Here is a 21038-nt window from a genome sequence, read left to right on the forward strand (position 1 = left end):
TCGCTACCTCCGCACCCATCCTCACGGACTGAGCACTATGCGTCAGCTACTACTTCCGCCGCCACGCGGTGTAGAGGAGACTTTCACTCCTTAGTCGAAGCGCTGCCAAGCGCACAAAAAGCCGCCCGTACGGCCCAAGGCCGGTACAGACGGCTTATTAGGATGTCCGCTTACGCGCTTACGCGTAAACCGGACGTACCAGATTCGTTTGCTCCCGGTTGCGGCCGACCGAGAAGATCGAGATCGGGATGCCGGACAGCTGCGATACCCGCTCTACGTAATGTCTGGCCGCCTCGGGAAGATCTTCGAGCGACTTCGCGCCGGAGATGTCTTCCTTCCAGCCCGGAAGCTCCTCGTACACCGCCGTGCACTCGGACAGCATCTTCAGGCTCGCCGGATAATAGTCGATCTTCTCCCCGCGGTATTCGTAATGGGTGCAGATCTTGACCATATCGAGACCGGACAAGACGTCGATCGAGTTCAGCGACAGGCCGGTAATTCCGCTGACGCGTCTTGCGTGACGGACGACTACGCTGTCGAACCAGCCGACACGGCGCGGACGCCCCGTCGTCGTACCGTATTCGTTGCCCTTCTCGCGAATCCAATCGCCCGTCTCGTTGTTCAGCTCGGTCGGGAACGGTCCGTCCCCTACGCGGGTGGTGTACGCCTTGGCAACGCCGATAATTTGGTGAATCTTGGTCGGGCCTACGCCCGAGCCGATGCATACGCCGCCGGCGGTCGGGTTGGACGACGTAACGAACGGATACGTGCCTTGGTCGATATCGAGCATAACGCCTTGCGCGCCTTCGAACAATACGCGCTTGCCTTGATCGATCGCATCGTTCAGCACGACGGACGTATCGGTTACGTACTTGCGGAGGAACTCCGCATATCCGAGATATTCTTTGAGGATCGATTCCACTTCAAGCCCTTGGCCGCCGTACACTTGCTCGATCAGCGTGTTTTTCTCCGCTACGAGGTGGCGCAGCTTGCGCTCGAACTCCTCGGCGTCCATCAGATCGGCGATACGGATGCCGTTGCGGGCCGCCTTGTCCATATAACACGGACCGATCCCTTTGCGGGTAGTGCCGATTTTGTTCGCGCCTTTGCGGTCTTCCTCCAGACCGTCGATCAGCAGATGATACGGCATGATCACATGCGCGCGGTCGCTGATTCTCAGGTTGTCGGTCGTAAAACCGTTATCGTGAATGTATTGGATCTCTTCGATCAGAGCGGCCGGATTAATCACCATGCCGTTGCCAATCACGCAAATCTTGTTCGTATAGAAAATTCCCGACGGAATCAGGTGCAGCTTATACTTCTTATCCTCGATCAAAATCGTATGTCCGGCGTTGTTCCCGCCTTGATATCGTGCGACTACTTCAGCGGACTCCGCCAAAAAGTCGGTGATTTTGCCTTTCCCTTCATCGCCCCATTGGGATCCGACTACAACTACGGTTGACATGCACATACCCCCAGTTAAAGGTGTGACGAGCACCGAGATCACCGCTTCGTCTCGTCAAGGCGGCCATGTTCAGTGTACCAGTCGGCCTATTCAAAGTCAAATAAAAAGCGAACAATCACACAGTAGTCTGTGCGATTGTTCGGAATTCATACATATTTTCTATAAAGGGACCGATAAGTGCCGCTGCTTCGTTCCGTTTGCCGGTACCGGTGCGTTATCCGGCTCCTGCCGCCGCTTCCTGGTGGGAACGGTCGAGGCTTACGAACTTGTTGAAATTTTTCAGGAAAGCCAGCTCGACCGTCCCGACCGGACCGTTCCGCTGCTTGGCGATAATAATCTCGATGATGTTTTTCTTCTCCGACTCTTTGTCGTAATAATCGTCCCGGTACAGAAACGCTACGATGTCGGCGTCCTGCTCGATCGAGCCCGATTCCCGAAGGTCGGACATCATCGGACGCTTGTCCTGCCGCTGCTCGACGCCCCGGCTTAACTGCGACAGCGCGATGACCGGCACGTTCAGCTCACGGGCGATCTGCTTAAGCGTACGTGAGATCTCCGATACTTCCTGCTGCCGGTTCTCGCCCGCTTTGCCGCGGCCGTGGATGAGCTGCAGGTAGTCGATCAGAATCATGCCAAGCCCCTTCTCCTGCTTCAGCCGGCGGCATTTGGCGCGAATATCGGCAACCGTTACGGACGGCGAATCATCGATATAGATGTTCGCTTCCGACAACGTCCCGATGGCCATCGTCAGCTTCTCCCAGTCGTCGCCTTCGAGATGCCCGGTCCGCATGCGGGTTGCATCCACGTTGGCCTCTGCGCAGATCATCCGCTGCACGAGCTGCGCGGCGCCCATCTCGAGACTGAAGATGGCGACCGTCTCCTTGGCCCTCACGCCGACATTTTGCGCAATGTTCAGCGAGAAGGCCGTCTTGCCTACGGAAGGACGAGCCGCCACGATGATGAGGTCGGAACGCTGGAAGCCCGAGGTCATCTTGTCCAGATCGGGAAATCCGGACGGGATGCCGCTCGTGCCGCCTTTATTGGCATACAAATACTCGACTTTCTCGAACACTTCCATCAGCACGTCGCGGATCGCGATAAACCCGCTTCCGGATTGGCGCTGAGAGATTTCCAATATACGCTTCTCGGCGTCGCCGAGCAAGCTTCCGACATCTTCTTCCCCCGCGTAGCCGTCGGTGACGATCTGCGTCGCCGTCCGGATCAACCGGCGCAGCATCGATTTCTCCTCGACGATCTGCGCATAGTAATCCACGTTAGCGGCCGTCGGAACGGCGCCTGCCAGCTGGCTGAGGTAGCTGACCCCGCCGATATGTTCAAGCTGCTGGTTGTCTTGAAGACGCGCCGTCAGCGTGATCAGGTCGATCGGCTCGTTCTGCTGCGCCAGCTCCAGCATGGCACCGAATATATGCTGGTGCGAGGTGCGGTAGAAATCGTCGCTTCCGATCCTCTCCATAACGGTGATCAGAGAATCGCTATCGAGCAGGATGGCGCCGAGTACCGCTTGCTCCGCTTCCAGATTTTGCGGAGGGATGCGGTTTTCCAGTAGTAGTTCCCCGTTCATGCCGTCTCCCTCTTTCGTTTCTATATAAGTTGAACTATTGATTTGAAGTGCATTCCATTGCGAAAAAAATTGCTTGAAGCTTCAAACATCTTGTTTTGAGTGTCCCGGATTAGATTGGCCTTCGGACTGTTGACACCGGAGCCTATCCTTCCGAAGCGGCTTACTGACGAAAGCCCTTAGCCAAAACTCGCTTTCAAGCTAATTTCTTTTCTCCATTGCATTTAGCTAATCACAGAAGTGTAATAGTTCAACTTATATACCTTCCTTACTCCTCCGTAACCTGCACGCGCAGCTGCGCCGCAACGTCCGGGTACAGCTTGACCTTCACCGTCATCGTTCCGATCGAACGGATCGCATCGGCCATCTCGATCTTCCGCTTGTCGAGGTGGATTCCTTTCTTCTCCAGCTCTTCGGCGATCTGCTTGCTCGTGATCGAACCGAACAGCCGGCCGCCTTCTCCCGCCTTCGACTTGATGACGACGGTCATCTCGTTCAGCTTGGCTGCAAGCTCCTGCGCATCGGCTTTTTCCTTCTCCTTGCGCTTGTTTTCCGACTGCTTTTGGTGCTCCAGCTGTTTGACGTTGCCTTCCGATGCGATCGCGGCAAGCCCTTTGGGCAGCAGGAAATTGCGGATATACCCTTCCGACAAATCTTTGATCTCACCTTTTTTGCCTTGTCCTTTAACGTCCTTCAGAAAAATAACTTTCATTCGAACAACCCCTCCTCTTCATCCATTTCCTTCAGTACTCGTTTCAGCTTGGCGAGCGCCTGCTCCACCGTGCCTTCCAGCTGTGTGGCCGCGTTCGTCAGATGGCCTCCTCCGCCCAGCCGTTCCATGATAACCTGGACGTTGATCTGTCCGAGCGATCTGGCGCTTATGCCGATCAGCCCGTCGGTTCGTTCGCTGATGACGAAGGATGCCATAATATCCGTCATATTAATAAGCGTATCCGCAACCTGCGCAATGAGCAATTGGGAATATTTGCGCCCCGGCGTCGTGGTCGCTACCGCAATATGGCCGTACAGCATTTCCGCATGCTTGATGATCTCCGCCTTGCGGATGTACTGCTCCAGATCTTCCTTGAGCATTCGCTGGATAAGCGCGGAATCCGCTCCGCTTCTTCTTAGGAAAGAAGCTGCCTCGAACGTGCGCGCCCCCGTACGGAGCGCAAAGCTTTTCGTATCGACGACGATGCCCGCGAGCAGCGCCGTAGCTTCCAGCACGTCCATCGACAGACGTTCGTGGAAATATTGCAGCAGCTCGGTCACCAGCTCGCACGTAGACGAAGCATACGGCTCCATGTAGACGAGGATCGCCTCGCTGAGAAACTCTTCGCTCCTCCGGTGATGGTCAATGACCATAATCCGGTGCGTCAGCTGCAGCAGCTTCGGTTCGGCTACCATCGAGGCTTTATGCGTATCGACGACTACGGCGAGACTGCGGGGCGTTGTGATCTGCATCGCCTGCTCCGGGGTAATGAACCACCGGTACAGCTTCTCGTCTTCCTTGATCGCTTCCATCAGCTTCTGGATCGAAGGATTGATGCCCTCGAGTACGATGTAGCCTTCCTTCTGGCTGACCTGCACCGCCTTCAGCACCCCGATGGCTGCTCCGATCGAATCCATGTCCGGGATACGGTGACCCATGATGATGACCTTATCGCTGTCCCGGATCAAGTCGCGCAGAGCGTGGGAGATGACGCGGGCTCTTACCCGCGTACGCTTCTCCACCGCATTGGAACGGCCTCCGTAAAAGGAGAGCCGCTGTCCGACCTTCACCGCCGCCTGATCGCCGCCGCGGCCGAGCGCCATATCCAGACTCGTCTGCGCCAGCTGGCCGAGCTCGATCAGGCTGTCGACGCCTGCGCCGATCCCGATGCTGAGTGTCAGCGGCAGCTTGTGTTCGATCGTCAGGTCGCGGACATCGTCCAGAATCTCGAACCTCGACTGCTCGAGCTGCCGGAGCGATTTGTTCGTCATGAAGATGAGGAACCGGTCGGATGCGGTACGACGAATATATACGCCGTTTTTCTGGGCCCATCCGGTCAGCTCGCTCGTCACCTTGGCCAGCATGACACTGCGGCTCTGGTCGTCCATCCCCTGGGTCGCCTCGTCCAGATTGTCGAGCATGACGATGCCGGTCGAGATTCGTTCCTCTTCATGCTTTTTTGACAACGCCGAAAAAGCGGTTACGTCCTGAAAATAAAGCAGGCGGTGCTCGGCCTTCACCTGCACCTGGAAAATCTTTTTGCCTACAGCCAGCTCCAGCTTGCTTTCCTTCTCGTCCTTGCCCTTAAGTCCGGGCAGCACCTGGTGAAGGTGCTCGCCGATCACCGATTCGCGGTCCAGCATCTCGGCTACAAATCCGTTATGCCATTCGATCGTTTTCTCTTCGTCATACAGCACGATGCCGATCGGCATTTCATTAAATACTTCATTTCCTGCTTTTTTGATCCGATGGGACAGCGTTGCGACATATTCGTTCAGTCCTTTGCGAAACGTCCGTTCCGCCGCCAGCGTGTAATACGCGAGTACCCCGCCCGTAACAAGCCCGGCCGCTCCCAGCATCCAGTCGAAGAAAAAGAGGGCAACCGACAACAGGAGGATGACGACCTGCAACCAATAAATATGAAGGCCGTGCCAACGATTCAACAAGTACTTCGGCATACGTCTTCTCGCTCCTACATGTCTATGATTTCTTCATTCTGCTGCGGATCGGAAAAGCGACGTCGAACAACCCAAGCAAGGTGAACAGCTGAATAATTCCCGGCAGCAGCAGAAGCAGGAACGCCGACACGATCACCAGTACGACCGGAACGGCCTTCGACCACCCTTTCACATCGGCCAGGAAAAAGAAAAATGCAAAAGCTTGAACCGTAAAAGCCGCCATCAGGATCGGCATCACGTTAAGCAGCATCATGACGATCATAGAGCCGTCGGGCTCCAGGAAGATCAGGTTCAGCACAAGCGCAATCAGGTAATACCAGACGAACGATTTGGGAAGCATCCATTCCTTTGCGGGACGCAGTCCGGGAATCGACTCTCCGCTGCGGTTCAGCGCTTTGCGGGCGAGCCAGTGAGTGACGACGCTGTAGTACACCGATATTCCGATCAGATACAGCGGAAGCATCTGTACCATCACATCGATAATCTGATCGATCATCGTAGCCGGAATCAGCTCTCTAAGCTCGGCAGGTACGGTCTCCAGGCTGCTTCTCATAAACTGCCGGATCTCATCGGTAACCTGAACCCCGAACAGCGTCAGCAGAAGCAAAAAAACAAGCAGCTGCGCGAGAAACGCTACCGTACCGCCCGTAATGACCGATCTGGCGGACGATTTCTTCTTATACAGCACACCCATCACAATAGCGGGGATCAGCAGCCCGAGCGAAAAGACGACAGCTACCGTTCCTAACGTTCCGCTTCCGAACATGGCGGTGACGGCATAAAGGGCAAGCAGCGACAATACATAATAAACGACGAATTTCTTCGTATCCAGCCGGACGAACAAATAGACCACCGGGATCATCGCCAAACTCATCGCGACCATGACCAGCGATGTAGACAGCAGCAAGAGCAGCACCATCAGGATGAGGCTCCACAACAAGGCTTGCCTGTTCAACAAACGTCACCTCTTAACGAACGAATCAGGTTGTTCCGTCCTTCGCGCCTTGCACGACCGGCCCCATTCGGTTATGAAACAAATTATAGCATAAACCGTGGGCACTGTCCTGTCGTCGCTCCCAGCCGAAAAAAACGGCCGTTTTTGCAACCGTCCGGCAGGGGAACGCGTACCGGGAGTCGAATTTAGTATGTCATCTAGATCCACTATGTATCGGAGGAACGTAAATGAAAGTAAAACGCCCCTTATCTTCCCTGCTGGCCCTCGTCCTGCTGCTTACGGTATGGGTCCCTGCCGCCCTGGGAGCGGAAACCAAGCCCTCGGCCGCCGAAACCTACGTTTCCTTCGGCGATTCGCTGACGATCGGCTTTGAGCCCGGCATGACGCTGGAGTCCGTCCCTTACGGTTTTGTGGACCGCCTGTACGAGCAGGCGCTGATGCGCGGCCGGGTCCAATTGACCAATTACGGCATCGGCGGCATGACCAGCACCGGATTGAATAAGTTCATCCAAGCCGTCGCTGACGAGAAGCCCGTCAAAGCGTCCGATTTGCAGCCTTCATTCGCAGATCCGAGAGCCGACCAGGTCGTCAGCAATACGAAGCAGATCAAGGCCGACATTGCGGCCGCAACGCTTATTACCATTACGATCGGCGGCAATGACTTCGGCAAGGAGATTATAACCGAGGTCGATACGATGAGCGACGAACAGCTGGCTGCTTTTACGGATAATTGGATGAAAACTTACACGGAGAATTTGAACGCTACCCTTCAAAATATATTCGCCATCAACAAAAACGTCCGGGTGTACGTAGCGGATCAATATTCGCCCGCTCCCCAGCTGTACAAAAATTACGACAAACTGCAAAAGTTAAAAGATTTGTTCTCGGCCACTTTGGGGCAAATCGCTCAGAAGTTCCAAAAGGACGGCTTCCAAGCAACCGCCGTATCGGTAGCCGATTCCTTCGTCGGCAGCGAAGGGACGTACACCCACATCTCGCAGAAGGACATTCACCCGAACCAGGACGGTTATCAAGTAATCGCCGAACAATTCGCCAAAGCGATCTGGGGCGAATACCGGAAAGATATGAAGCCGACCGAGCCGATCACCGTCGTTGTCGGAGGCCATACCGTAAATACGCCTCACCTGCCGGCGTTATTGCAAGACAGCACGTTCGTTCCGCTCCGCGAATATTCGGAGGCGCTCGGGGCTGTCGTCAGTTGGGACGACACGACAAGGACGACTACCGTCCGTTACAAAGGCAACGCGGTTGCCCTCGACATCGGTTCAACGACGATCTCCGTTAACGGCGTACCGCAAACGATCACCACCGCTGCCCCATATTCGTATGAGAGCGCCGGGGAGACGAAAACGTACGTTCCGCTCCGGCTCATGGCGGAAGGGCTCGGCTTCGATGTCCAATACGTCCCGCAGAGCCGAACCGCTTATATTAATCCCTGAACAGCCATAGAGGCTGTTCCGAATATGTTCGCATGACATGAGAATGTCCGAATTTACACACGAAAGGACCTCAATCTCCCTGTAAAGCGGAGGCTGAGGTCCTTTTTCTCAAGCAAATCGAGTCGAATCGGGGCACAGAAAATCGCTAAATGACTGTTGTGACAGCCCCTGTTAGGTCAGTTAGGTCAATGTCTTATGGATCGTTACGGGATCGGTCAACGGGCTTCCAGCAGCTCCCGCATCCGTTTCCTGGCCCGGTGCACCAGTGTCTTGACCGCATTCTCCGATACGCCGATATGCTCGGCAATCTCTTTGTACGACAGTCCCCGCTGAGCGAGCATAAGCAGCACGGTACGGTCTCTCGGCTTCAGCTCGTTCAGAGCGCGGCCGATCTCCATCCGCAGCTCCGCCCCCATTGCAGCGCCTTCCGGCGACATGTCGAGCACGGGCATCTCCGGGACCGAGTCCAGCGGAACATGTACGGCTCTGCGCTTTTTGCGCCACTGGTCTACGAACAGATGGTACCCCGTCTTAAACAGCCACGCTTTGGCCGTATCCGGCTGCACCTGCTTCTCGTACATCCGGACGAACGTCTCCTGGGCCAAATCGGCCGCATCGCTCTCGTTGCCCGTTCTTCTAGCCAAATACCGGTGCAACGGTACCTGGTATAAATTATATATGTTTTGGAACGTTTGTTCTCCACACCGATTCATATCCGGCCAGCCTCTTTCTTCTCCTATTCGCTTACGAGTTTCATTGTAACTGGCAAACCTTAAGGAGAAATGACCGGAATTCTTAACTTTCTCTTAAAATGTCGAAAAATGTGTATGTTTGATTGAAAAACAAAAAAGACAGAGCCTGTAAGCTCCGTCTTTCTGCTGCTCCGTACCTTGTACAGACTACTCCGTCGTATACGGAAGCAAAGCGATTTGACGAGAACGCTTGATCGCGACTGTCAGCATGCGCTGATATTTCGCGGACGTACCCGTGACACGGCGTGGCAAAATTTTGCCGCGCTCGCTGATGAATTTCTTCAGCGTTTCGATGTCTTTATAGTCAATGTGAGTAATTTTATTTACAGTGAAGTAGCACACTTTGCGGCGCTTGTTGCGTCCGCCTTTTTTCGAGAACTTACGTTCGCTGCGCTCTTCTCCGCCATCACGTCTGTTGTTCATGCGAGATTCATTCCTTTCTGCCTAGAATGGCAAATCATCATCGGATATATCGATGGGTTTTCCGTCGTCCGAGAATGGATCCTGATTGTCCCGCGTACCGCCATATCGGCCGCCGCTGTTACCCCCACCGCTACCGCCGCTATTTCCGCCGCCTCCGAATTCATCCCGGTTCGCGCCGCCGCTGTTCGCCGATTCCAGAAAACGTACGTTATCAGCGATAACTTCAGTCACGTATACCCGTTTGCCTTCGTTGTTGTCGTAATTGCGGACTTGAATCCGGCCTTCGACCGCCGTCAACCGGCCTTTGCGCAAGTAGTTCGCGCAAGTTTCCGCCAATTGCCGCCAAGTGACTACCGGTATGAAGTCGGCTTCACGCTGGTTTTGCTGGTTCGAGAACGGTCGGTCTACCGCAATTGTAAACTGCGTAACAGCTACGCCTGCTGGCGTATATCGCAGCTCCGGATCACGGGTAAGCCTGCCGATCAGAATAACACGGTTCAACAATCGAAACCCCTCCCTAACGATCGACTACATCACTTACGAACGATTAAGCTACGTCTCTGACGATCAGGTAACGAACGATTTCATCGGAAATCTTCATTACACGATCAAGTTCAACAATAACGTCATTAGTCGCGTTGAAATGCACCAACACGTAAATCCCGTCACGGAACTTGTTGATCTCATACGCTAGACGGCGCTTGCCCATTACGTCGTGCTTTGTAACTTCGCCACCGTTGTTGATGATGCCTTGGAATTTCTCGATCGTCGCTTGAACAGCTTCTTGCTCGATGTCCGAACGAATGATGTACATCACTTCATATTTGCGCATGAATATTCACCTCCTTTTGGACTTAGCGGCTTCCGAATGCTTCGGAAGCAAGGAGCGGGCTTTGCTGTCAAAACTCGCACCATATAACTATATCAAAACCTTCTCTTCAATACAAGTCGAAATGAACGGTTGTCCCTTCTCAACTCATTGGCAGAACACCCAACAACTTCTTCAAGAAACGATTGGCACTCACAACGCCCCCCTTATAAAGAGGAGCGCTTCTGAAACATGTCCTATAAGGAAGAGTAAAATCCGTGCACCCTCATCACATGCGCACTTCCACTTTAACGCGTTAATTTAAAATTGTTAAAACCCATGAAAAAAATGGTCGCTCCGCTTCGAATGATTTCGGCCGCACTTTCGCAACCTAATCTCATAACGAAGCGCGTTTACCTCAACCGAATCCTCGGTTTGAACCTTGGTGGCCGGCTTCGATCTGTATCCATTCTGTCCAAGTTACCGGAGGTGAAACCAGTGGGAGAGCAAACCGAGTTTAAGCCGGGGATGAGAGCTCCGAATAACGGAACCTATATCGAGATCGGCGAAAATGATTTTCATATGGGCATCACGAACCCGAAGCAGATTCAAATGAAGGAAGGCGACAAATTTCCGGAGACCACCAACAAGGACCGGAAATGGACCCGAAAAGGGAATGAATGATTCTGCGTAAGAGGCGCCATCACATGGGCGTCTTTTTTTGATGCTGATGTTACAAGTTTTCAGCGGATTTGAGTATTTCTGCTCGTTAAGGGAAATCATCCGGTAGGTCAAGGCGTCCGGCCGGTCTTTTTTCGTGTACGCCCTTACGTTTGTGCGTGGAGGCAATGGGTACCTTCTTTACCTCCGCTCGTTGGTGAGGTTTGGCTTCCCGTACCTCCATGAAGCAGCGGTTCCAACTCAAGCTCCGGATGAAGATAGAGCCCTCCTGTTCCCTGAGGGCCTAGCAGCCCTTTATAGCCTGGAAAGCTAACATATCGATCCCCATCCGCTGTACGTCTATACGGAACGAGCTGCCTAATAAAATAGAAGTCTTTGGTACCATCTATGTTGGGACCTTTTTGGAAATCATAACGAATAAAGGCGGTTTGCCCCCCTTATTTCAAGCTATTAATGGGTTTGCACTCTTTTCACGAATTTTAGCAGCTTCAACCCGCCCTTATTCCGTGTGCAGGCGGGTTTTCGGACAAAATAAAGGATACAAAACAAGGCTGTCGATTCATTGTGTAGAAGTGTTCGCAGGCCGTTCCAAGTGAAAAGTTACCTTCTTCTACTCAAACAGGTGTCCTGTATCCCTTGATTTCATAAGGATTGTAAGGTAGGGGATTCCAGACAAAACTCGCCAGAAGGTAATCTTTTCCCTTTCCACTTGGTTGTCCATAATGAATCGACAGCCTCACAAACCGCTCTTATTTGGTTCCTTCCCCGCTAGAAGCAGCGCAGAAAAACTTTTCTTTCACCTCGGAAAGTTATTCACATGTGGATAACCACTGAAAACACAAAAAACTTTGTAATTTTTCGTTATCCACAGTTTAAAGGCTGTGGATAATGCTCACTGTCTTTCCCTATTCCCCCACTCTCTTCGCGAATCCCTTTCTGACACGCTCGTTTGCTCATTAACTATTTGCCGCTTTTCTGTTTCACTTTGTACGGCCGCCCATACCGCAACCGCTTGCTCGGGCTGAATTTATTTTTTCTTATGGTGTTCCGTTATTGCTTAATCAAATTTTCCCCATTCAATCTTGCTGTCTTCTTCTGCCTTCTTCTGCCTTCCCCTGCTTTCTCCTGCATCCCCTTCCCTTCATCTTCCCTTCCTCTTCGCTATAGTGATCGCATCTCTTCCTACGCAACCTCTGCTTCCGCAGATCGCCCCCTCAGCAGGTCCATAATCCTCTGCTCCAGACTGCGGCTGCCTAGCGCGGCTGCTGGCCTTCTCGGCGTCATATCATTCAATCCCAGGTTCAGGGGCCCATCAGCCCTCTCACGCGTTGTGACGCCTCTCAGAGGCCTTGTACGTCTTATCCACCGTAGTTCCCCGGGTTCCTTCCTTGTCAATGGGCTTATTCCGTCTCATTCGCGCTTTATGTGCGCCTCAACAACTAAAAAAGCGATTCCCGAGGGAATCGCTTGATGGGTGTATGTATGGCGGAAAGGGTGGGATTCGAACCCACGCACGCCTTGCGACGCCTAGCTGATTTCGAGTCAGCCCCCTTGGGCCTCTTGGGTACCTTTCCGCATCAGCCTATGTCACTCAAAAATGAGGACAAGAGCAATTATAGCACACTCATTTCACCTTTCGCAAGTGGTCTAATCGATATTGATAAAAGATTTTTTAGTGCTCTTCCGGACCGGATTGCGCCGGATCGAAAGCAGCCGGACGCAGCACCTTTTTCATCTTTTTCTCGAATTCGGCGCGCGGTATCAGAACGCTGTGCTTGCAGTGGACGCACTTGATCCGGATATCCATCCCCATCCGTATGATCTCCCATTCATTCGTACCGCATGGATGCGGTTTTTTCATTTGTACGACATCGCCCAGATCAAACTGTTTTCTTTCCACGTCTTCCCTTCCCCTCCTGCGCTTTATCCGATCTTCTTCAGACCGTGCTGCTCCAGTGAACGCATCAGCTCCATATTTAGCAGCCGTATAACTTCCGGTTGGGCGTTAGGGCGGCATTCCGCCGTTATACGCATCGTTACGTCCGTATTCGTTACCGCTTGAACGCCGAGAATCACCGGTTCCTTCACAATCAGGTCGCTATGATGATATACCTCTTTGGCCGTATCCTTCGTAATCTCCATCGCTTTCTCCAAGTCCGTATCGTAGGCTACGGTTACATCGAGAATCGCTAAAGAATTATGCGTGGAGAAGTTCGTCACTTGGGTAATGAGCCCGTTCGGAATAATATGAATTTCTCCGCTGGCGCTGCGCAGCCGGGTTACGCGAATGCCGATTTCTTCGACCGTTCCTTTATTGGCCCCGGTCTGAATTACGTCTCCTACTGCGAACTGATCCTCGAAAATAATGAAAAAGCCGGTAATTACGTCTTTGACCAAACTTTGCGCACCGAACCCGATAGCAAGACCGAGAACTCCGGCGCCGGCCAGGATTGGAGCGAGATTGAATCCGAATTGGGACAAGATGAGAATGATAACAAAAAAATTAACCGTATACGTGATTACGTTTCCGATCAGCCTGCCGATTGTGTTCGTTCTTCTCGGGTCGAACTTCAGCGGGCTTTTTTCTCTTTCCCTTACCATATGAGCGACAGCCCGCCTTGTAACGGCCGTCACCGTCCGGCCCGCTATGTAAATGACCAATACTTTGATCGCTACCGTCATCCAGATGGTCCAGTTAGCCGGACTAACAATAAAATCCCACGTCTCCCGCTTAATTTGTTCCCAGCCGCCGATCTTTAACAGAAGCGCCATGATAGGTTCGCCTTGCATCCGCACTCTCTCCCTTTTACGGATTTGCTCCGTCCATCAATTCATACGTTTCATTTATTTGTCTGAAAATTCCGCGAATTTCTACCTTTTCGCTTCGGATGATCGACTTTACTTGCTCATAGTGCTCACCCGGAAATTCAATCGATAAAGCGCAGCCCGCCGTGATTTGCTTGGGGGTTGGCCTTATGTCAATCTCTACATCCGCATACTCCAGCAGCATCTCCGTCCGGAGTGCCTGCTGGGTCGAGTCGAATGCGATCAGCATCGTTTCCATATGTATACCTCCGGCCGGATGACCCGAAAATGTTTGTCCGATTCTCTCGATTCCAACGTATAAACAAGCTCTCATATTCGTATACTAGGAAGAAAACCAGTACTTACCGTTTACGAGAGATTTGGCAGCCATATGTCTTTAACATGTGGAACCCGGCTCCATCAACATCGTGAAACCTTCACTTCGCATATTGGGCCGCGGACTGCTCTGATTAAGCTTGTCCTTGTCATTATCCTCAACTATTACGCTTGTCAGGAGGAGCACTCATGAAATTTCCACTCGGCTTTCTAAACAAAACCGATACGGCCTCAACCCGTTTTAATTACAGCGATGCAAACGTGGTCGAGGCACTGACACAGCGGCTATACCAGTATTTTACCCAAGTCCCTTCCCGTCGGCAAATTGTTTTCGTCTGTATCGGCACTGACCGCTCAACCGGCGATTCGCTCGGGCCTCTAATCGGCACTCAGCTTCGCAAATATCATTATAGCGGTTTACACCTATTCGGTACTCTTGACGAACCGGTACATGCGATGAATTTAGCCGATACGATTGCAGAGATCGATCGTCTGTACGACTCTCCGTTCATCGTTGCTCTGGATGCATGCCTCGGTCAGGTGTCCAGCGTCGGCTGTATTACGGTGGCGGACGGTCCGGTGAAGCCTGGTGCCGGAGTTCAGAAAGAGCTTCCCCCGGTTGGGGATATGCACATTACGGGCATTGTTAACGTCGGCGGCTTTATGGAATATTTCGTTCTCCAAAATACTCGTCTCAGCGTAGTCATGAACATGTCCGAGATCATTTCACGCTCCATCTTCCGTTCACTTCTCATTGCGAGACGGATTACTTCCGCTCAAGTGCCGAACATCGACTAATCGCTTCTTCCTCTTCAGGAGTCAGTCTATATTGAGATTGCCCTGCCGTAATCGGTTTAGCGTACATAAATGTGTCGTCCCGGTTATGTATGCCGGTCAGCACAACTCCGTCCTGACGCTCGCTTAGGATGGCTACAGAAAAACTCATTTCGGCTCCCAGATCGCCGAATGCATTGTACCGGTAAACGCCCACGTGCGCTTTCATCGACTTCAATGCTTCCTCGATCGACTGGAGCCGATTTTGATTGCTGCCGTTTATTTCAGTTAACTTGTCGATTTTCTCTTGCACCTGCAACAGCGCTTCTTCCACATTCGTTACATGTAGTCCGCTCATCATTTTCGTGTATGTTTTTCTGAGCTTCTTTAACTTTGCTGAAAGCACAATGACGAATAGGAAGAACAAGATCGTGATCAAGAGCATTAGTGCGAGTAATACGGACGGTTGCAGCGAATTCAGCCATTCGTTCATGCTTTTGTTCCTTTCTGAACTTTATTGGTGCGTTAGCTCCCCTTTTACTGCTCCTAAGTGATTATCCGCTGCGAATCTGCGAAATTCGGGAAATGTTCTTTATCTCGCCTCTTCCCTTCAATTAGCACCTGCAAGCTTATCCCCGATTTAACCAACATTTTTGCTTTCCCATAAGGAACCCAAATCTGTTTTGGTTTATTCCATCTGCTTGTAGTGCTTCGCGATCTCACGCATAGCTGCAACAAAATCGTTGATTTCGCCATCTGTCGTATAATAACCGATGCTTGCTCGTACCGCTCCTGTTCCTTTAGAGCCTGCGGCCTCATGAGCCAACGGTGTACAATGATAACCCGAACGTACCGCAATGCCAAAACTTTGATCCAGGATAAACGCGACTTCCGAGCAATCGGCCTTATCAAGCACGAATGCGGCTATTCCGGTTTTAGGTTCGCCGATAGCCGGACCTAGCAGCTTGAGCCCCTCGATCGATTGCAGCCCTTCCATCAGTGTTTGAATTTGCCGCCATTCTTTAGTATGGATCGCCTCGACTCCCTCATTCAGTAATAATTTGACTCCTTCTTTCAGACCGGCGATTCCTACCGTATTGGGCGTTCCTGCTTCGTATCGGTCGGGACGCACGCTCGGCTGATTGATTTCCTCCGATTGGCTGCCCGTACCTCCGTGAAGCAGCGGTTCCAATTCAAGCTCCGGATGGAGATAGAGCCCCCCCGTTCCCTGAGGGCCTAGCAGCCCTTTATGGCCTGGAAAGGCTAACATATCGATTCCCATCCGCTGTACGTCTAAAGGGATAATCCCGGCCGTCTGAGCGGCGTCAACGAGCAGTTTAATTCCTCTCCCCTTGATCGCTTCTGCGATTTGCTCAACCGGCAAAATCGTCCCTAGCAGATTGGAGCTATGGTTACATACGACCAGCGTCGTATTGGATTGAATGGCCTGAATCACATTTTGAACATCGATCTGCCCCGTTACATCCGCTTCAACATAAGTTACTTGTACCCGGTAGCGCTGCTTCAAATATTCCAGAGGTCTTCTAACCGAGTTATGTTCCACATTGGTGCAAATAACATGAGCTCCTTCTTTGACATATCCTTTGATCGCCTGATTGAGTGCCATCGTCGTATTTAAAGCATAGCTGATATCGTTCGGATTTTTAATCTGAAACAGTTTGGCCAAAGCACTTCTCGTTTCGAACAACACACGGCTGGCTTTGACAGCCATCTGATGACTTCCACGCCCTGGATTGGCCGACGCTTCCAGTAAGCATCGGTTCATCGCTTCCCATACGGCAGGCGGCTTCGGCCAAGACGATGCAGCATGATCGAAATATTTAACATCCATCGCTTCTTCCTCCTTTTGCATTGAAATTCCGTTTTACAGTCCAAAAAGCATACCTCATCATGACCCCAGGGTGGGATACATCTTTGGTATGCTCTGGCCCTTACTATCTTTAGCTTATTTTCCCCTGAAGTAGCTCCAGCAACCGTTCCAAATCATCCTTCGAATAATAAAGCAGTTCAATTTTTCCTTTATCGTTTTGATGCTTAATTTTAACAGTAGTCCGGTAGCGGTCCCGTAGCGTTTCCTCTACCTGATTGATGTACGGGTCTTTCCTCTTTTCTTTGGTCTTTGCTTTTTGCGGCTGCTTCTCGTCTTCCATCTGCTTGATGTAATCCTCAAGGAAGCGAACACTCCATTCGTTCTTAATCGTCAAGTTTGCAAGCTCTTTTTTTAGCTTATCGTCCTTAACTCCCACGATTGCTCTCGCGTGACCCATCGATAATGTTCCACGTGAAACATGTTGTTTAACTTCTTCGGACAACTGAAGTAGCCGCAAAAAGTTAGCAATATGAGAGCGGCTCTTGCCGACTTTCACCGACAACTCTTCTTGAGTGTACTGGAATTGGTCGACTAGCGCTTGATACGCATTCGCTATCTCGATCGCATTCAAATCCTCACGCTGCACATTTTCAATAAGTGCAATTTCCATAACTTGCTGATCGGTAAACTTACGTACAACTGCAGGGATTTTCTCCAGACCGCATTGCTGGGAAGCGCGGAATCTTCTCTCCCCTGCTATGATCTCGAATCCTCTTAAGACGATTCGAACGATAATCGGTTGAATAACGCCATGTTCCTTAATCGATTGAGCCAATTCATTAATTGAATCTTCATTAAAATTTTTACGTGGTTGGTAAGGGTTCGGACGAAGCTCTTTCAAAGGAATTTCGATCACTTTATCATCTTCATTTACATGAAGTGACGGGATAAGAGCATCTAATCCTTTACCGAGTCGTTTACTCATAGGAGATCACTTCCTTCGCCAATTCCATATAAACTTCCGCGCCTTTGGAGCGCGGGTCGTATGTTATGATGGATTCCCCATGACTGGGCGCTTCACTCAACCTCACGTTACGAGGGATAATCGTTTGATACACTTTTTGCTGAAAATACTTCTTCACTTCTTCGATAACTTGAATTCCCAGATTCGTTCTGGCATCAAACATCGTCAGCAGAACGCCCTCAATCTGCAGCGTCGTATTGAGATGTTTTTGCACCAAGCGAACGGTATTCAACAGTTGGCTAAGTCCTTCGAGCGCATAATACTCGCATTGGATCGGAATGATCACCGAGTCAGCCGCGGTCAAAGAGTTAATCGTTAAAATACCCAACGATGGCGGACAGTCGATCAAGATGTAATCAAACATATGATTGACCAGATGAAGCGATTTCTTCAACCGCACTTCTCTGGAGATCGTCGGGACAAGCTCGATCTCCGCACCTGCGAGCTGAATCGTTGCCGGGATAATTTTCAGATTCGGTATAGCCGTATCTGCGATTGCGTCCTTCGGATGGACATCATTAATGATTACATCGTAAATGCAGTGCACGACATCCGCTTTATTGATTCCAATCCCGCTAGTCGTATTGCCCTGCGGATCGATATCTACAAGTAATACTCGTTTGCCCAGCGTGGCCAAGCAGGCACCCAGATTGACGGAAGTCGTTGTCTTCCCGACTCCGCCCTTCTGATTTGTAACAGCTATTATTTTAGCCAACATGTTCACCTCAATCAATAATCCATCCACAGCAATGCCGTGAATTCCGTTCCATGAACACAACGCTCCGAAAACCGTCATGTATAGTTTCTTATGAAAGCAGAATCGAACTGAATGTATTAACCCGACAATACTTCAAAGTGCAGACTTTTATCCAACGATTCAAGCCATCTACCCTACACAAGATTCTACAGAACGCACCGATTCACGCGATGGAAGCTTCAGGTCATATAACGAATTAATAAGATATCCATACCACATAGAGTCATCGTGATTGATTGCAACGTCATCCGATCAATATAATAACTCAAAACCCAACAAATTCCTTATTAACAACCAAACTATCGTTTACAAAAAAACGATAATTACAAAGCAAGCCTATCTTTTATCATACCACGTTGACCCAGTAGGCGAAAGCTTCTTCTCATAGAATTCGCAGAAAAATGTCGGTTTGTGCACATAAAATCCACGATAAAATCCAAATATCACTTACTTTCGATGAATAGCTTAGCGTAAAATAGCCATCCTCTATAACCACGACAGAAGCGATCCTCTTCCTCCCCTTTGGCGTCTTGCCTCAGCCCCGCTCATGTGCCGGAACCAATAAAAGCGAAAAAGAAAAGCCCCAACATATGGAGCCTCAAGTCGAAGTGTTTCATCTATGTTATTCTTTAGCCATAGCTAATGTTTTTTGGGGATGCGGATAATGAATTCGTAATGATCGTCATGATCCTTCTCATCGGTTTTAATCTGCAGGCCGGAACCAGCCACCATCTCTACCGATTGCCGAATCGTATTTAAGGCTAGCCGAATATCTTTGGAGAACGATACACGCTTGCTTTTCTTTATAGCCGCGGCTTCTTTGTAGAAATTAACCCGCGCCTCTGTCTGTTTCACGTTTAATTCTTTCGTAATGATGTCATCCAGAACTTTCATTTGCAACTCTTCTGTATCTAGAGCAAGCAAAGCCCGGGCATGTCTCTCGGTAATTTTCCGTTCCAAAAGCGCCTGCTTGACCGGTTCGCTTAGGTTGAGCAGCCGAATTTTATTCGCAATGGTAGACTGACTCTTCCCTAATCGCTGAGCTAAGCTTTCCTGCGTCAAGCCGTGAATCTCCATTAATTGCTGGTAGGCCACAGCCTCTTCAATCGAGGTAAGGCCTTCCCGCTGCAAATTTTCTATGAGTGCGATTGAAGCCGCTTGAGCGTCGTTAAATTCTCGTACGATAGCGGGAACTGTGTCCATGCCAAGCTTGCGGACCGCACGCCACCTGCGTTCACCCGCTATGATTTCAAACTTTTGGTTCCGGACTCGTACGACGATAGGCTGAATAACGCCGTGAGTTTTAATCGTTTGACACAACTCATCGATGCGTTCGTCATCAAAAATGGTTCTCGGCTGATAAGGACTCGGCACAATTTCATGAACCGAGATGTTTTTGACTTCCTCCTGGTTCGTACGATCCGAGAATCCGAATAGTTTGGAAAATTGTTCTTTCATATGGAAACCAATCACCCTATTCCTTTCCATGCAATGAACGCATAGACCGAGGGTACACCGTCCAGATCGAGCGGCTGCCGCGATGTCGTTCTATGATTCGACCCTTTATGTACAGAAGCAGAACTATTGATCGTTCCATGAAACTAAGAAATGACGCAAAGCTGACGGATAACTAACGACACTTCATTCATATCCCAAAATCCAACCGTCCACTTTACATACTAGTCGTACGTAACACGAAGATACTCCTCTGAGCTTTTGATCCACACAAGACAACAATTCAATAAGAGCACCCTGGTTTACCCATCACTTTAGAAAGCCTCTTTCCTGTCGATTCCTTTACAGCCTACTCTAACAAATGAGGATCGATAGCTTGGACGGATTGAGGCTTCACTACCCTGTTTCAATTTTACATCTACTATAATAATTCTCCAGAAGCAGCCATATTCCTGCCTCCAAATCGGAAACATTTGCAAATGTTTCACGTGGAACAATGTGCCCTGTGGCGTGCCGAATGAGTCTAAACTTTCCCAACCAAAGGTTGCTTTAAAGGTGTCCCCGCTTTGCGAGGATATTTCCTCGGAGTCGCCGCGAGCTTGCGAATGACAATGATATGTCTGAGCGACTGCTCGACAGGAAGCTCGAAACGATAATTCGCCTCCACCTCTCCGCGAAGCTCTTTCAGACTATACTTCGCTTCCAGCAATTCGTCTCCGGGGTCTGATCCTTTCATTGCAGCAAACATACCGCCTTGCTTGACAAAGGGTAAACAAAATTCGTTCAGAACGTTCATCCTCGCTACAGCTCTGGCGGTTACTAGATCAAAGCGCTCCCGCAGCTCCGGTTTTTGCGCTTCATCCTCTGCCCGGCCATGTACGCAACACACTTGATCCAAACCAAGCGAATAGACCAAGTGATTTAAAAATTGAATCCGTTTGTTCAACGAATCGACTATAGTTACTTGAAGATGGGGGAACATAATCTTCAATGGAATGCTCGGAAAGCCGGCGCCGGAACCGATATCCGCCAAAGTGCGAACGTCCGTCAATGGCACATAAAAGCTGAGAGAGAGCGAATCGTAAAAATGCTTCAAATACACTTGCTCCCTCTCCGTAATCCCTGTCAGGTTCATCTTCTCATTCCATGAGACGAGTTCACGAAAGTAAATCTCGAACTGGTTCCACTGCGTATCCGTTACAATTAACTGTCTTTGACTGAGCAGCTCTGTGAAAAATGATTGTATTTGATCCATATGCAGCC

At 50.6% G+C, this 21038-nt stretch carries 21 protein-coding genes, 1 tRNA gene and 1 pseudogene; 3 read left to right on the forward strand and 20 right to left on the reverse strand.

Annotation, left to right across the window (positions count from 1 at the left end; translation table 11 throughout):
- Positions 1-178: 178 nt before the first annotated feature.
- The 5 genes from AC3Y2E_RS31615 to AC3Y2E_RS31635 all read right to left on the reverse strand — a co-directional run bounded on the left by AC3Y2E_RS31615 (position 179) and on the right by AC3Y2E_RS31635 (position 6669).
- Positions 179-1465: an adenylosuccinate synthase gene (locus AC3Y2E_RS31615; RefSeq protein WP_190924064.1), complete on the reverse strand. Its 1287-nt coding sequence runs from the start codon at positions 1463-1465 to the stop codon at positions 179-181.
- Between the two features lie 214 nt (positions 1466-1679).
- Positions 1680-3047 (reverse strand): replicative DNA helicase, encoded by a 1368-nt coding sequence (dnaB, locus tag AC3Y2E_RS31620; protein WP_332072334.1) that lies wholly within the window; start codon positions 3045-3047, stop codon positions 1680-1682.
- Positions 3048-3312: 265 nt separating this feature from the next.
- Entirely contained in the window at positions 3313-3756 is a 444-nt protein-coding gene (gene rplI / locus AC3Y2E_RS31625) for a 50S ribosomal protein L9 (protein WP_379217274.1), read from the reverse strand.
- Positions 3753-5714, reverse strand: coding sequence for a DHH family phosphoesterase (locus AC3Y2E_RS31630; RefSeq protein ID WP_190924070.1), 1962 nt, complete (start codon positions 5712-5714; stop codon positions 3753-3755). Before AC3Y2E_RS31630 ends, rplI begins: the two co-directional genes overlap by 4 nt.
- Positions 5715-5736: 22 nt before the next feature.
- Positions 5737-6669 carry a DUF2232 domain-containing protein gene (locus AC3Y2E_RS31635; protein WP_379217275.1) on the reverse strand — a complete coding sequence of 311 codons (933 nt, stop codon included), beginning with the start codon at positions 6667-6669 and terminating at the stop codon, positions 5737-5739.
- Between the two features lie 227 nt (positions 6670-6896).
- On the opposite strand from AC3Y2E_RS31635, the gene AC3Y2E_RS31640 reads away from it, so the two are divergent.
- Positions 6897-8129: an SGNH/GDSL hydrolase family protein gene (locus AC3Y2E_RS31640; RefSeq protein WP_379217276.1), complete on the forward strand. Its 1233-nt coding sequence runs from the start codon at positions 6897-6899 to the stop codon at positions 8127-8129.
- A 215-nt stretch (positions 8130-8344) separates the two neighbouring features.
- Here AC3Y2E_RS31640 and AC3Y2E_RS31645 read toward each other — a convergent pair whose 3' ends face one another.
- The 4 genes from AC3Y2E_RS31645 to rpsF form a co-directional block, all read right to left on the reverse strand.
- Positions 8345-8842: an RNA polymerase sigma factor gene (locus tag AC3Y2E_RS31645; RefSeq protein ID WP_190924076.1), complete on the reverse strand. Its 498-nt coding sequence runs from the start codon at positions 8840-8842 to the stop codon at positions 8345-8347.
- A 186-nt stretch (positions 8843-9028) separates the two neighbouring features.
- Positions 9029-9304 carry a 30S ribosomal protein S18 gene (rpsR, locus tag AC3Y2E_RS31650; RefSeq protein WP_190924078.1) on the reverse strand — a complete coding sequence of 92 codons (276 nt, stop codon included), beginning with the start codon at positions 9302-9304 and terminating at the stop codon, positions 9029-9031.
- Positions 9305-9325: 21 nt separating this feature from the next.
- Positions 9326-9808: a single-stranded DNA-binding protein gene (gene ssb, locus AC3Y2E_RS31655; RefSeq protein ID WP_379217277.1), complete on the reverse strand. Its 483-nt coding sequence runs from the start codon at positions 9806-9808 to the stop codon at positions 9326-9328.
- Between the two features lie 43 nt (positions 9809-9851).
- On the reverse strand, positions 9852-10136 hold the full coding sequence (gene rpsF / locus AC3Y2E_RS31660) for a 30S ribosomal protein S6 (RefSeq protein ID WP_190924081.1): 285 nt from the start codon (positions 10134-10136) through the stop codon (positions 9852-9854).
- 474 nt (positions 10137-10610) lie between these two features.
- On the opposite strand from rpsF, the gene AC3Y2E_RS31665 reads away from it, so the two are divergent.
- On the forward strand, positions 10611-10796 hold the full coding sequence (locus AC3Y2E_RS31665; RefSeq protein WP_332072329.1) for a YjzC family protein: 186 nt from the start codon (positions 10611-10613) through the stop codon (positions 10794-10796).
- Positions 10797-10993: 197 nt separating this feature from the next.
- Here AC3Y2E_RS31665 and AC3Y2E_RS31670 read toward each other — a convergent pair.
- The 5 genes and pseudogenes from AC3Y2E_RS31670 to AC3Y2E_RS31690 form a co-directional block, all read right to left on the reverse strand.
- Positions 10994-11136: pseudogene (locus tag AC3Y2E_RS31670) on the reverse strand (aminotransferase class V-fold PLP-dependent enzyme); the annotation flags it as partial.
- A 1140-nt stretch (positions 11137-12276) separates the two neighbouring features.
- Positions 12277-12367, reverse strand: a tRNA-Ser gene (locus AC3Y2E_RS31675).
- 98 nt (positions 12368-12465) lie between these two features.
- A complete protein-coding gene (locus AC3Y2E_RS31680) occupies positions 12466-12693 on the reverse strand; it encodes a DUF951 domain-containing protein (RefSeq protein ID WP_379217278.1) in 228 nt (75 codons plus the stop codon).
- Between the two features lie 23 nt (positions 12694-12716).
- Positions 12717-13583: a mechanosensitive ion channel family protein gene (locus tag AC3Y2E_RS31685; RefSeq protein WP_379217279.1), complete on the reverse strand. Its 867-nt coding sequence runs from the start codon at positions 13581-13583 to the stop codon at positions 12717-12719.
- Between the two features lie 16 nt (positions 13584-13599).
- Positions 13600-13857 carry a putative Se/S carrier protein gene (locus AC3Y2E_RS31690; RefSeq protein ID WP_379217280.1) on the reverse strand — a complete coding sequence of 86 codons (258 nt, stop codon included), beginning with the start codon at positions 13855-13857 and terminating at the stop codon, positions 13600-13602.
- A gap of 266 nt (positions 13858-14123) precedes the next feature.
- Between AC3Y2E_RS31690 and yyaC the strand changes: the two genes are divergently transcribed.
- Entirely contained in the window at positions 14124-14732 is a 609-nt protein-coding gene (yyaC, locus tag AC3Y2E_RS31695; protein WP_379217281.1) for a spore protease YyaC, read from the forward strand.
- On the opposite strand, the gene AC3Y2E_RS31700 is transcribed toward yyaC, so the two are convergent.
- From AC3Y2E_RS31700 to rsmG, 6 genes are all read right to left on the reverse strand, one after another.
- Complete coding sequence (locus AC3Y2E_RS31700) at positions 14701-15201, reverse strand: DUF4446 family protein (RefSeq protein WP_379217282.1); 501 nt, start codon at positions 15199-15201, stop codon at positions 14701-14703. The two genes, yyaC and AC3Y2E_RS31700, sit on opposite strands and share 32 nt — an antisense overlap.
- Positions 15202-15396: 195 nt before the next feature.
- On the reverse strand, positions 15397-16560 hold the full coding sequence (locus AC3Y2E_RS31705) for an aminotransferase class V-fold PLP-dependent enzyme (protein WP_379217283.1): 1164 nt from the start codon (positions 16558-16560) through the stop codon (positions 15397-15399).
- Positions 16561-16669: 109 nt separating this feature from the next.
- Positions 16670-17524 carry a ParB/RepB/Spo0J family partition protein gene (locus AC3Y2E_RS31710; RefSeq protein ID WP_332072322.1) on the reverse strand — a complete coding sequence of 285 codons (855 nt, stop codon included), beginning with the start codon at positions 17522-17524 and terminating at the stop codon, positions 16670-16672.
- Positions 17517-18278: a ParA family protein gene (locus AC3Y2E_RS31715; protein ID WP_332072373.1), complete on the reverse strand. Its 762-nt coding sequence runs from the start codon at positions 18276-18278 to the stop codon at positions 17517-17519. Before AC3Y2E_RS31715 ends, AC3Y2E_RS31710 begins: the two co-directional genes overlap by 8 nt.
- Positions 18279-18959: 681 nt before the next feature.
- Positions 18960-19778: a nucleoid occlusion protein gene (noc, locus tag AC3Y2E_RS31720; RefSeq protein ID WP_379217284.1), complete on the reverse strand. Its 819-nt coding sequence runs from the start codon at positions 19776-19778 to the stop codon at positions 18960-18962.
- A 520-nt stretch (positions 19779-20298) separates the two neighbouring features.
- The gene (rsmG, locus tag AC3Y2E_RS31725) at positions 20299-21030 is read right to left on the reverse strand and encodes a 16S rRNA (guanine(527)-N(7))-methyltransferase RsmG (protein WP_379217285.1); all 732 of its coding nucleotides are present in this window, start codon (positions 21028-21030) and stop codon (positions 20299-20301) included.
- Positions 21031-21038: the final 8 nt, after the last annotated feature.

Source organism: Paenibacillus sp. MAH-35 (genome assembly GCF_058135425.1).